Consider the following 12,846-nt stretch of genomic DNA (forward strand, 5'->3'; position numbering starts at 1 on the left):
AAGTGCGAAAAATACTATTTGAACACGTATTCGAAACCTTCGAGTAATTGAAGCGGGATATCGAGGCGTACATCGCCTTTTAGAATAACGAAAGACTGCAGGAGAAATTATACGGCCTAAGCTCCTTGGAATTTGGCTTAGGTCGTGTAGATTTGTACCTTTTTCCACTGTCTACTTGACGGGGAGCAGTTCAGTCAGGAGTGGTTTGGTCTTTATACGCTGACGAATATTTTGTGGCGGTCAAATTACACTTTGTGCTTAGATATATAATGATGAACCGTACCATTAGTAAGGCAAGATATATATCTTTAAGCATCACCAGGAGGACAAAATGACGGAACTATTAGCTCCAGCAGGAAGTATGGAAGCCTTAAAAGCTGCCATCTCAAATGGTTGTGATGCCATATACTTAGGCATGCAAAAATTTGGTGCACGGGCATACTCCTCTAATTTTGATTTCGAATCGTTACATGAGGCGGTTGCGTATGCGCACCTGAGGAACGTTAAAATCTATGTTACGATGAATACCATCGTTTTCGAAAACGAAATGGAAGAGATGAAGGAGCAGATCCACCAATTAAATGAAATTGGGGTGGATGGCATTATCGTCCAGGACCTGGCTGCTCTCGATTATATCGTGAAGAACTTTCTTGATCTGGAAGTCCATTGCTCCACTCAAATGGGAATAGACGACGTGGACGGAACGTTATTGTTTAAAGAACTTGGTGCCAAACGCGTTGTTCTGTCCCGTGAGGTCGAGATTGAGAAAGTAAAAGAGATCAAACGAATAGCGGAAATCCCTGTGGAAATTTTCGTTCACGGGGCGTTATGTGTCTCTTATTCGGGAAACTGCCTCATGTCAGGATTAATCGGCTATCGAAGCGGGAATCGCGGAAGATGCGTGGGCTCCTGCCGTAAGGAATATGAACTCCTGGATCAGACAACCGATACCTCTTTAGCCAGAAACTATATTCTATCAACCAAGGACTTAAACACAATCGATTATATCCATGAATTAAAAGAAATCGATTCTTTAAAAATAGAAGGTCGAATGAAAGATCCTACGTATGTGGCGAATGTGGTATCCAAATATCGCATGGCCTTGGATAATCAAATCACCGAGGAAGAGAAAGAAAATCTGAAAAAAACCTTCAATCGAACCTTCACCAAAGGCTATTTGTTTCACGAAGATAGGAGAAATATTACGAACATCGTAAAACCGAATAACTTTGGTTATGAAATTGGAACCATCGGCAGGATGGTTAAAGATCGGTATGAAATCACCCTTACCCGTCCATTAAATCAAAACGATACCATCCGGATCAGTCACAACAAGGAAGAGGTTAATTTAACGGTTGCCAAACTGTACAATAAAGAGGGCGACTTAATCAACAAGGCAGATAAGGTCTGCTATATCAAAATCCAAGAAACGCTATCTCCGGGAGATGTCGTCTATAAAACGAAGGATTATTTCTATTCCAAAGAATTAGAAGCATCGCTGGAAAAAGAATTTAAGCGGTTTCCTCTGGATCTTAAAGTCTATGCTTGTCCAGATTCCAAGCTTTTTATCGATGCGGAGGGCTTGGGCTTTCAATATTTCTATGAAAGCGAGGAACTACTGGGCGAAGCCATTCAGAATCCAACAACCAGAGGCCAGGTAATCAAGCAATTCTCCCGATTACATGATACGATATTCGAGCTGAACCAGGTCGATTATGAGGAATGCCATGCCTTTATTCCAGCCAAGCTGTTGAATGCCGCCAGAAGAGAGATTGTACAGGGCTTATCTGACTTAAAGCTGAACAGCCAGAAGAACAGAACCAAGGCCAGGGAAGCAAAAGAAAAAATAAGCTTTGCCGCTCAAAAACCATACCTTACGGCCACGGTAACGACAAAGGAACAGTATGAGGCTTGCGTGAGCGGTGGAATTAAGGAAATCTATTACGAAAACGTGGTCAGACGAAATCAAAATGAGTATAAGGAAAAAGAAGGGCAGCTGCTCATCGGAGGATACGGCGGAATTTATCGCTACAGAGAAACGAATCCGTTTGTTACGGACTATTCTCTCAATGTTGTGAATGCTGCGAGTTGCTATGAATTATATAAACTCGGTGCAAAACGAGTCACTTTATCTTATGAAATGAATAAGAGCCAGATCGAAGAGTTAAGGAACGCTTATTATGAAGAAAATGACGGCGATCCTTCGCTGGAGATGATGGTATACGGCAAGGCTCCTTTGATGTTCACCAAGTATTGTCCGATGAAAAAAATGAACCAATGCAGAGTTTGTAGAACGAAGAGCTATGCGTTAAAAGATGAGAACGGAACGTTCCCGATCCTTTCCCATGAGGATTGTACAACGACGGTCCTGAATGGGAAGACGCTTAACCTATTGGATGAGCTGCAAAACATCCAGGGTATCGAGGCATTCCGATTAAGCTTCACCGTTGAAACCCAAGAGCAGGTTGTGAAGGTTATACAGCAGGCCTCAGGCAAATTAGATGGCTCCCTGAATACTCCTGTTTTCAATCAGGAAACCGACACAAGAGGACATTTTCATAAAGAGATTTTGTAGGCAGCCAGCTCATAATCATCACCATTATCGTTTTTTAAGAAAGGTAACCCTATGATAAAAGTTGATCACTTATCCTTCTCGTTTCCGCAAAAAGAGCTCTATAGGGACATTTCATTTACGCTTGAAGAGGGGCAGCATTGCGCTTTTATCGGAACCAGCGGCAGCGGGAAAAGTACACTGATCGATATCCTGATCGATCCCGAAAGGTATTTGTTCGAGGGGAAGCTGGAGATCGACCCGACCTGCACAATCGGGTATGTCAGTCAGTTCTCGCAAGTAGACAAGCCGGAAGAAACAACTGTTTATGACTTTATCGGGGAAGCCTATATCCGCGTTCAAAAAGAGATCACCTCCATTTATGCGGAGATGGAAACCGCAACGGACATGGATCCGCTGCTGGAAAAGCTTCAATTGGCTTTGGACGCATTCGCTGCAATCGGCGGTGATGATTTTGAAAGCAGCCTGAACAAGAAACTGAATCTGGCAAACCTCATGAAGCTTAAAGATCTTAAGCTATCCGATCTGAGCGGCGGGGAATTCAAACTGATTCAAGTGATCAAGGAAATGCTCAACAGTCCGGACTTGCTGATTATGGACGAACCGGATGTGTTCTTAGACTTCGATCACCTGAATGCGCTTAAACAATTGATGAATGCTCACAAGGGAATGCTGCTGGTCGTTACGCACAACCGCTATCTGTTGAACCATTGCTTCAACAAAATCATCCACCTTGAAGACAAAGAGCTCCAGGAGTTTCACGGGCGATATGTGGAGTATAAATTCTCCTTGCTTCAGACCAAAATCGAGCTGCAAGAGATCGCCATTGCGGAAGCAGAAGAAATCGAGCGATATGACACCATCATCGATAACCTTAGAGAGCTCGCGACTTATTATTCAGAAGCATCCAGAGGCAGAGCGTTAAATGCCAGAGTCAAGTTTCAAGAAAGATTGGAAGCGCGTAGAATCAAAGCACCGTTTGTCGATATTAAGCAACCGAACATTACGTTTGGTATGGATCATGAACTGGAAGACACCACGGTGGTAAGCGTCCATGAGTATAGCCTTGCTTTTAATGAGCTGCTGTTGGATAAGGTTAGTTTTGAGATTCAATCTACGGATAAAGTAGCCATTATCGGTCCAAACGGTACCGGAAAAACGAGTTTGCTCCGAGAAATCTTTAAGAACCATCATGAGTCGATCAAAATCCATCCTGATGCTAAAGTGGCTTATTTATCTCAGCTTCATGGCGAAACGCTAAATGATTCCAATACCATCATGGATGAATTCATCGATGCCGGGTTTAAAACGTATGACGAGGTCCGATCTTATCTTGCCAACTATGATTTTGAAGGAGAAATCCTGGATCAGAAGATTGAATCGTTGTCCGGTGGAGAAAAAAACATGCTTCAGTTGGCGAAAGTGTCTGCCAGCCAAGCCAACCTCCTGCTTCTGGACGAACCGACAAGCCATTTGGATATCTATGCACAGACCGCGCTGGAGAAAGCCATCGAAGCCTATAAAGGCGCGATTCTGATGGTTTCTCATGATTTCTATTCGGTCGTGAACGGCATGGATTATGTGTTACTCATTGACGATAAGAAGATTAGAAAAATGAGCATGCGAAAATTTAGAAAGATGATCTACGCGAGTCACTTTAATCGAGACGATCTGGAAACGGAACAAAAGAAAAAGTCGGTTGAACTGAAAATTGAGTTGGCTTTGAAAGAGAAGAATTTTGAACTTGCCAAAGGATTGGTCGATGAGCTGGGAGAGATCATTAAGCTGCTTTAAAGGATAGCTCTCCTAATGATGGCAGCGAATATAGGTCGCCAAAAGGTAAATAAAAAAAGAGGCTTGCCGCTTATAATATGAGCAGCATGCCTCTTTTCAATTTATGATCTCTTTTCATTCCATTCCAGCACGGCCTTCAAAACCGCCAAGGCCTTCCCATGTTCCTCAATCGGCCTCGCAGACAGCAAGTCCACGATCTCCCCCAAAGCATCGGTCCGCTCGGCAGGATCAATCTGCCGAAACAATTCCTCCAAAGATAGAGACAAACCCTCGGCTATCTTCTTCAATGTAAATACGGACAGGCTCTTCTCGCCGCGTTCAATCTGACCAATATAGTTGGAGTTGAGATTGGCCGCTTCTCCTAACTTCTCTTGCGATATTCCCTTTTCCGTGCGAAGTAACCGGATTTTCTCGCCAACTATTTTTATGAACGCTTTAGCAGCTTCTTGATCGCTCTTAGCCTTGTGAACCATGAGTTATCCCCTCATGAGAAGCGTAACATTTTTCAATTACCAGCGGTGAGCTTGGACCATCCAACAACCTTACTCCGCCCGTCTCCGGTCCCGCCACTCCACAATCTCCCGAGGATCGACATCGAACAATTCACAGATATGCAGCGCAATGTTTACGGTCGGAGAAGTCAGCCCATGCTCAATATTCTGGTAATGCTTCAGCGATATGTTTACGGTTCGGCTGACTTGTTCTTGAGTCAGTCCTTTTGCGGTTCGGGCGTCGCTTAGCTTGATGATGGGAAGCCCTCCTTTCCACATTCCCCCTTATCGTAGACAATTGGCGAAATATCATCCTCGAATTATAATTGGCGAATTATACTTCTTATCGTATAATGAACTGATTGAAACTGACGACTTAAGGTATGATGGAAGTGAGATTGTTGAATGGGAGGCCAAAGCATGTCTGAATTATCTTCTATCAAGTATTATTCCGACGCCGTCCATCTGAATGACCTAGAAGCGTTAGAAGCTAGATTGCAGCAGATCCTCGAGCGGGAAATTAAGTCCGTTGCCGATTTGGAGGAATGGCTCGCAGGGGAGAGGAAGTTCCGGGAGGAGATTGAAGAGGCCATGTACGGTCACCAAATCGACTTCTATCGTGATACCACAAATGCTGCCATGCGCGATATTTTTTTGCATGATCAAACCGCTGTGCAGCCCATGCTGATGAACTATCAGGCTAAGTTCGACAAGAAGGTAGTGGACAGTTCGTTTCACGAACAGTTGGACGATAAGAAATACGGCCTGATGCTTAAAGTACGGCGAACCAAGGTGGAACTGTTTCGCGAAGAGAATATCCCGCTTACCGTTCGGGAGCAAGAACTGGTCACCCGGTACAATGAGATCATGGGTGGTTTGAGCATCGAATGGGATGGCGAACCAAAACCTTATTCCTTCGTGGAGGGACAATTGGACCGTCCCGATCGAGTAATTCGCGAACGAGCTTGGCGTGCATTAGCCGATGCCCGGTTACGGGTAAAGCCGCAGATGGATGAGATGATGAACGAATTGGTGAGTCTTCGGCACAAGATGGCGATCAACGCCGGTTTCGATAATTACCGCGACTACCTGTTCACGATGAAGAACCGCGAATACAGCATCCAGGACTGTTATGACTTCCATGATTCTGTGGAGAAACACGTTATCCCCGCTTGGGACCGTCTTGCCGGCATCATCCAAACAAGCCTGGGCGTAGAAGCTTACCGCCCCTGGGACAAAGGGTCGTGTTTGCTGCAAGGTGCGCCATTCCAAACGGTTACCGAGTTGATGGACGGCGTGGATCAGATGCTGGGCATGACCGATCCCTATTTCCAAGAAAGATTCCGTCACATGCGCGGGAATGGGCTGCTCGACCTGGAGGTTCGTCCAGGAAAGGCGCCCGGCGGGTTCTTGGAATACCTACCCGCGACCCAGAATACATTTATCTTTTGTAATTTCAGTCCATCGTTCTTCGCGCTCATTGCCCTGATTCACGAAATGGGTCATGCGGTGAACACCTATCTGCAGTACGAATCCGGGGAAGGGATTCAAGAGCACCACCTTCGTGCGGAAGTAGCAGAGCTTTACTCGCACGGTTTGGAGTTGTTGCTGCTCGACAAGCTTCATCTATTCTATACGGATGATAAAGAATGCAAGAATGCACAACTTGAAGAACTTAGCCGCGCCTTCGCCATGCTGATCAGGCCCGTCGCAGGTGACTTGTTTCAGCACTGGCTCTATACGAATCCGGATCATACACCGGAAGAGAGAGACGAGAAGTACTTAGAAATAGAAAGACGCTTCCTCTATCACCCTGTAGACATGACGGGGCTTGAGTCTGAAGTGGCAACGAGGTGGACCGAGGTCATTCACTATTTCGGTTATCCGTTCTACCAGATCGAATATTCCATGTCGATGGTGGGCGCTCTGCAGTTATTGCAAATCTACCGGGAAGATCCGGCTAGAGCGACGTCGCTATACAAACAGGGAGCAGGCGCAGATCCCAATCAATCCATAGCCGATATTTATCGCGATACGGGTATTGCATTCGACTTCACGGAACGATGTCTGGCGAAGACCTCCAAATTTGTGATGGATTTGATTAATGAGCTGCATTAACAGACTCCGTACAAGGTGTGAGTGCCGAAGCGAAGCCCATATCTACTCAGAGGAGATAGGCGAACATGAGGCTCCTATGAAGGGCGGGGCTAATCAATCGCGTTGTCAATGTGGTCCTGATAGTAGTCAAAATACAACTGATTTTGCGTGCCTCTCACGGCGTAGAACACATCGGATACGGATTTGTTCCGTTCCTGCAGTACCTGCTCCAGCCATTGGACGGTCAGCCCGTTGTGGGCGAGATTGTCTTCCATGATAACGCCGTCCATAATCAGCTCGACGGGGAACGACTGGACGGCCGCGGCGTGCAGCTTCAGATCTTTGCGCGTTACCCACTCGTACTCGCTTTTCTTCTTGACGGACAGCTTGCCGTGATCCTCCAGGCAAGCGTACTCGACCTCCTCCATATTAAAAATATCTTTTTCGCGTAAAGATTGGGCCAGGGAGTCCAACGTGTAGCGGATTTTTCGCAGGTTGTCATCGAGAATTTTGCCATTCTCGATGACGACGGTCGGAGTACCGGATACCAGCCGGTTCCATGCCCGGTTTTCGAGCGCGATCTTGGACACGAGGAAAGAGATGCCGAAGAAGATCAGCAGCGATACGACGATGTGCCAATAGTGGAGCTTCTCGTTGAACGCCAAATTTGCCGCAATGGAGCCCAGCGTGATGCCGCTCACGAAGTCATGGAAGGTCATATTGGATATCGTCTGCTTGCCGAGAATTCTCGACGCGATCATGAGGAGGACAAATGCGGCGATCGTTCGAAAGATAACTTCCACGTAGGTTTGCATTGGGCGGACTCCTTGTTCGAATTTCTTTCGGGGGTGCAGAGAAAGACCCCACCATCAGAATTGCCTTAAACTTGCCTTTATAGACGGCACTAAGCCACAACGGGAGGGAGCTAGCCCAAAGTAGGCTTACCCTCCAGAAGAGGCTGTCCCTAAAGGGATGGACATATCGCTTCCGGGCGCGCCTGTATGCAAATTATCCGGTTGGCAACTATAATGGTAACATGTACAGGACGAACACAGGATACAATCAAATACAGGAAAAGGAAGTAACCTACAATGATTAATATCACCGTTCCCACACCCGATGTCACCATAACCAAAAAGGTCGATCCACAGGAAAGCAACATTTACGGCTTCACCGAATTTCACCTGATCACGAGAGAGTTAGGTGGGATTTTTATGTTCTACAACGACCAAGATGAATTGTTGTTCGTCGGAAAAGCCAGAAAGCTAAGACCGAGAATCAAGAAACATTTTGAGGATTCCGTATCCCCGATTAAACAGCATCGAGACGAGGTAACGAAAATCGAAGTTTGTATCGTGGAAGATCCGGTCCACCGAGAAATTTATGAAACGTATCTCATTAATGAAGGCAAGGCCAAATATAACGAAGACAAAGTCTTTTTCAGGCAGGCCTAGATGACGAGCGATCCTACCCAACGGTACCGTTTCAGTGAAGCGCCGATCTGGCAAGCCCAGCGGGAGTATTATGAAGGGAAAGGGACGAAGGCCTGGAACAATGACCAAGTTCCCCAATATATCACGAGTAATCCCATGATCGCGGCGGCCTATGCCGAACTGATCTTTGGGTTCCTTCAAGACCGGATGAATAGGGGGCATGGCTCGGAGCCCGTGTATATGGTGGAGCTTGGAGCAGGAGCGGGACGTCTTGCTTTCCATGTGTTAGACGAATTGGGTCAGTTAATCGACTACGCCGGAATCCCGCTGCCTTCGTTCCGTTATATCATGACGGATTTGGCCATGAACAACGTTACGGCATGGAGGGAGCATCCCGCGCTTCAACCGTTCATCGCCGAAGGCTTGCTGGACTTTGCGCGATTTGATGCGGTGCATGATTCCGAGCTGAACCTCGTGGTATCCGGCACAACGATTCGGGAAGGCGATTTAAAACAGCCGGTGATCCTGATCGCCAACTACTTCTTCGATAGTCTCCCGCAGGAATTGATCTACATTGGCGAGGGGAATGTGTATGAGACGGATGTTTACGTGGAACAACCCGCCCATGCGGATTCCCTGTCACCCGCAGAATGGTTGGATCAAATCAAGTTGCGCTATGAGCATCGGCGCGCGCCTGAATATGAACAAGACACCTACCCTTACCGCCATGTAATTGCCCTTTACCAGGAGCAGCTGGAAGATTCGCATGTGTTATTTCCGGCTGAGGCTATCGCTTGTTTGGAGCGGTGGAATCGGTTAGCCCCATCGGGATTTCTATTGATAACGGCAGACAAAGGGGATCACTTGCTGGAGAGCTGGAAGTTTGCAGAGCCGCCCGAGTTGGTCTTGCATGGAAGCTTTTCCTTGACGGCAAATTACCATGCGATGAACGAGGTCTATGAGCAAAAGGGAGCGGTGACCTTATTCCCTCCGCATCATTACAAGGATATTAATGTCGGCTGTATTCTCCATGTGGAGAATCCCACGGAGTATCACAACCTGCGGTTAGCGTATCGTCGTTCGATTGAACGCTTCGGTCCGGATGATTTCTTTAGCTTAAAAGGGTGGGTGGACCGCAACCTGGATAGCATGGGGCTTCCGCAGCTGTTGAGTTTTTGGCGGTTGGGCGGCTATGATGCGGAATTCTTTATCCAAAGCGCGAAGCGTATATCCGCTCTGCTGCCGGAATCGAATGAGGAAGAGAAGCAGGATTTGCTTAGAGGCATCCAAGAGATGTGGTCCTCGTACTACGTCATGGAGCAGCGATATGATCTGGCACTCGATGCCGGATTGATCTTATTCGAGATGGACATGTATGAGCACTCCAAATTTTACTTGGAGACCTCGGTCCAGCAGGAGCAGGATGAGGTCGTATCCACGGTCTTCTATTGTCTCGCCATCTGCTGCTTCGAGTTAGACTTGGTTGATGACGCAAAGGGGTATTTGCAAAAGTTGTTGGAACTTGAACCTGATAACGAAGAGGCCTTAGCGCTGCTGAGTCTTTGATGCGGGTATTTCAAACTACTCCAGAACCTAACGAAGGAGCGTGCTGCGTGGCATGCTCCTTTTTGGTGTGTGAGAGTGCGGCACAATGGCAACTTCACCTGGTCCTGATCATCCAACTCCTTATCTTGTCTTGCTTCTTAAGGAGCGATATTCCGTCTCCTTGATAACATCCAGCGCGACCTGTCGGTTGTTCTTATTCGGATGGCATGGATTGAAGCGCGGCGCAGGCAAGAATGTCCTCGGTCGAGCGGATTCTGCCAATGCGAGGAAAGATAACCTTCCTGACGTGCTCATGTTCCGCCTCGCTGAAGCCGGTCATGGCGTCAATCGCAAAAACCACTTGATACCCATGGGCGAACGCTTCACGCGCTGTGGTGTCTACCCCAATACCCGAAGCAATGCCGCAAAGCACGATCGTCGTGATGCCCCGCCGGCGCAGCTGCAGATCTAAGTCCGTTCCGTAAAACGCTCCCCATTGGCGTTTTGTAATGATATGGTCGGTATCGGTAACTCCGATCTCAGGCACGATTTCATCCCAGCCAGGCTTCAGATTCATGGCCGGCGGTGCTTGATCCAGCAAGGGGCGAGGCATGTCGTTGAAGTCTTTCGAGGATACACGGACAAGTCCCACGAAGGAGCCTGCCTTACGGAATGCCTGCACCAGGGTAGAGGCGCGGTCGACAACTTGCTCCGCGGAGTGAGGGGCATAATGGGCCCCGAGCCATTTTTGCAAGTCGATAACGATTAATGCTGTTTTTGATAGATCAAATAAAAGCTGCTCCATAATCGTTCACACTCCAGATAAGGGATAGATGAATACAATCCAAACGCGTGACCAATAGTTTTTTATTATGAACAGTTGGTCATTTGACTGCATGTTCATAATTTTATACGATCGGTATAAAGTTATCAAGTGGGGGAAACGTATGACATGAGCGTAACCAAGCAGGATATCATGCGGTCGGCTTCTAAGCTGTTTAAAGAAAAAGGGTATCTGGCGACCTCCATTCAGGAGATTGCGCAGGATTGCGATATTGCCAAGGGGTCTGTGTACAAATATTTCCCGTCTAAAGAGGATTTACTGTGCGCCGTTTTCGACGAGTGCCAGGCGGCCTATTTTGATGGGGCGGAGCGGTTGAAACAAACGGAGAAGGGGAGCCCTAAGGAGAGGTTCGCCGGTCAGATCGTATTTCGTTATCAGTATTTTATTGAATACAGCCACATTATGGTCGACTTCATTGATCTTCCCATTACGGAGTATGCGACTTTCCGTCTGCTGCGAAACCATGCCCGTGCCCGTATGATGGAGTGGCACAAGTCTTGGCTGCTCGAAGTCTATGGGGAGAAAGTTAAGCCGTTTCTTTGGGATCTGATTTTTATCTATCGCGCCCTTCTGAAGGACTACCTGCAGCGCATAATCTGCGAAGAGAAGCTGCTGTCCATCGAGGAGACCGCTTGGTTCATCGTCGATAAGCTGGATGCGTTAGTCGAGCATATGTCGGGTTCAGGCTCAAAGGGGCTGCTTGGACAAAGCGCTTTTGATAAATTCATTCACTCCGGTTCACAGGATTGGCCTACCGAAAAAGAACAGGTTACCCAGGGGCTGTACAGCAGCCTTGCTGCACGGCTTGAGACTTGGACCGGTGGGGCCGCCCGCCGGAAGGAGCTGCAAGAGATTGTCCAGCTGTTAGGAGAAGAGATTTCGCATCCCCGTCCTAAAAAGCCGCTCATTCAGGCGCTATGTGCCTACCTGGAACAAGAGCAAGAATTGAGGAGCCCCGTCACTCAGCTGAAGCGGATCGTTCTGGAAGGGTTGGACTAAGGGGAACCCGGTTTGACGTATACGAGAGGTTGGCGGATGAGGAAGAGGAGTTGCTGGGGAAGGACATCGGCGAAGAGATCCTGACGTACATCCATCAGATCGAGCAGGACGCAAAAAGAAAAAACGGCCTCAGCACCCTGGAATTCAGGACTAAAACCGTCTCAAGTTTACGCAAACACTCCCTTGTAGTTAATCCCATAACGCGAGCCCTATAGACCCCTTAATGGACCGTCTTATTGACAAAATCAATTTCCTTTCGGATCCCTTTATGGGCGTCATTCCACAGGCCCTTGGTCAGGCGAATGCGCAGCAGGCAGGTGTTCGGGTCTTCGTCGTTATTGGCTTCGTTATACCATTCGGCGAATAGGGTGCGCAGCTTTGTCATCATCTCCGCGTTTCTTTCGTCGCAGACCCAGCCCAGGTTTTCACCGATCCCATCGGCCGTAAAGTTTTCAACGATGATGCATACGGCGACTTCGGGGTTTTGAGCGATCTGCTGCATCTTGCCGGAGGTTGCGTTAGTGACGGTGTAGAACGCTCCGTCCTCGTAATAGGCATCCACGATGCGGGCGGCGGGACGGCTCCTACCATTGGCCCCCGGTTCCTCTGCAATGGTAGACAGAGAGATCAGGCCGTCCTTGTTACCCACTTGCTCTTCCAGCAGCTTCATGGCTTCGTCGTACTTGCTCATTCGATTCCCTCCCAAAGTGTCATAAGGCGTACATCAGTAAGCTTACCATTGTAAAATCTTGGCGTATGTGAAGAATGGTACGACAAGAGAATAGATCGCTAACCTCACCTCGGCTCGACTTAGCGCAGGAAAAAATCGTTATACCATTGCTATATTCATTCCTATAAATTATGGTAGAGGAAGCTTAGCGATAAGCAAGTTCCGGACACGAAAGGGGATGTGTTGTCTTGGCAGCTACGTATAGGGTGGTCTTGTCCTAAAACCGAATAGCCGGCATAGGCAAAAAAGCGGGAAAACGCCCGTGTTATTTGCTGTGCCATCCCAAAGTAACCTTTCGTGAATGCTGTTTGCAAAGATACGAGGAAGGCCGTATCATCTTG

At 47.7% G+C, this 12,846-nt stretch carries 11 protein-coding genes; 6 read left to right on the forward strand and 5 right to left on the reverse strand.

Translation table 11 applies throughout. The annotated features are described in order from the left end of the window. Positions 1-331 precede the first annotated feature (331 nt). Positions 332-2,575 carry a U32 family peptidase gene (locus tag ACSEXS_RS12985; protein ID WP_438433660.1) on the forward strand — a complete coding sequence of 748 codons (2,244 nt, stop codon included), beginning with the start codon at positions 332-334 and terminating at the stop codon, positions 2,573-2,575. Between the two features lie 51 nt (positions 2,576-2,626). Next, positions 2,627-4,366, forward strand: a complete 1,740-nt coding sequence (locus tag ACSEXS_RS12990; protein WP_438433661.1) for an ABC-F family ATP-binding cassette domain-containing protein — start codon at positions 2,627-2,629, stop codon at positions 4,364-4,366. A 101-nt stretch (positions 4,367-4,467) separates the two neighbouring features. On the opposite strand, the gene ACSEXS_RS12995 is transcribed toward ACSEXS_RS12990, so the two are convergent. Beyond that, complete coding sequence (locus ACSEXS_RS12995) at positions 4,468-4,839, reverse strand: helix-turn-helix domain-containing protein (protein WP_438433662.1); 372 nt, start codon at positions 4,837-4,839, stop codon at positions 4,468-4,470. Positions 4,840-4,908: 69 nt separating this feature from the next. Continuing rightward, positions 4,909-5,136, reverse strand: a complete 228-nt coding sequence (locus ACSEXS_RS13000; RefSeq protein WP_438433663.1) for a helix-turn-helix domain-containing protein — start codon at positions 5,134-5,136, stop codon at positions 4,909-4,911. 141 nt (positions 5,137-5,277) lie between these two features. Here ACSEXS_RS13000 and ACSEXS_RS13005 point away from each other — a divergent pair, with 141 nt between their 5' ends. Continuing rightward, the gene (locus ACSEXS_RS13005) at positions 5,278-6,975 is read left to right on the forward strand and encodes a M3 family oligoendopeptidase (protein ID WP_438433664.1); all 1,698 of its coding nucleotides are present in this window, start codon (positions 5,278-5,280) and stop codon (positions 6,973-6,975) included. Positions 6,976-7,064: 89 nt separating this feature from the next. On the opposite strand, the gene ACSEXS_RS13010 is transcribed toward ACSEXS_RS13005, so the two are convergent. Continuing rightward, positions 7,065-7,769 (reverse strand): DUF421 domain-containing protein, encoded by a 705-nt coding sequence (locus ACSEXS_RS13010; RefSeq protein WP_438433665.1) that lies wholly within the window; start codon positions 7,767-7,769, stop codon positions 7,065-7,067. Between the two features lie 276 nt (positions 7,770-8,045). Here ACSEXS_RS13010 and ACSEXS_RS13015 point away from each other — a divergent pair, with 276 nt between their 5' ends. Together ACSEXS_RS13015 and ACSEXS_RS13020 are read left to right on the forward strand one after the other, a co-directional pair. Next, the gene (locus ACSEXS_RS13015) at positions 8,046-8,408 is read left to right on the forward strand and encodes a nucleotide excision repair endonuclease (protein ID WP_438433666.1); all 363 of its coding nucleotides are present in this window, start codon (positions 8,046-8,048) and stop codon (positions 8,406-8,408) included. Continuing rightward, a complete protein-coding gene (locus tag ACSEXS_RS13020) occupies positions 8,409-9,953 on the forward strand; it encodes an SAM-dependent methyltransferase (protein WP_438433667.1) in 1,545 nt (514 codons plus the stop codon). A gap of 193 nt (positions 9,954-10,146) precedes the next feature. Here ACSEXS_RS13020 and ACSEXS_RS13025 read toward each other — a convergent pair whose 3' ends face one another. After that, positions 10,147-10,737 (reverse strand): isochorismatase family protein, encoded by a 591-nt coding sequence (locus ACSEXS_RS13025; protein ID WP_438433668.1) that lies wholly within the window; start codon positions 10,735-10,737, stop codon positions 10,147-10,149. A 147-nt stretch (positions 10,738-10,884) separates the two neighbouring features. Here ACSEXS_RS13025 and ACSEXS_RS13030 point away from each other — a divergent pair, with 147 nt between their 5' ends. After that, complete coding sequence (locus ACSEXS_RS13030) at positions 10,885-11,775, forward strand: TetR/AcrR family transcriptional regulator (protein ID WP_438433669.1); 891 nt, start codon at positions 10,885-10,887, stop codon at positions 11,773-11,775. Positions 11,776-11,995: 220 nt separating this feature from the next. On the opposite strand, the gene ACSEXS_RS13035 is transcribed toward ACSEXS_RS13030, so the two are convergent. Then, positions 11,996-12,466 (reverse strand): pyridoxamine 5'-phosphate oxidase family protein, encoded by a 471-nt coding sequence (locus tag ACSEXS_RS13035; protein WP_438433670.1) that lies wholly within the window; start codon positions 12,464-12,466, stop codon positions 11,996-11,998. Positions 12,467-12,846 lie beyond the last annotated feature (380 nt).

Source organism: Gorillibacterium terrae (assembly GCF_051594785.1).
Lineage (GTDB): Bacteria > Bacillota > Bacilli > Paenibacillales > NBRC-103111 > Gorillibacterium.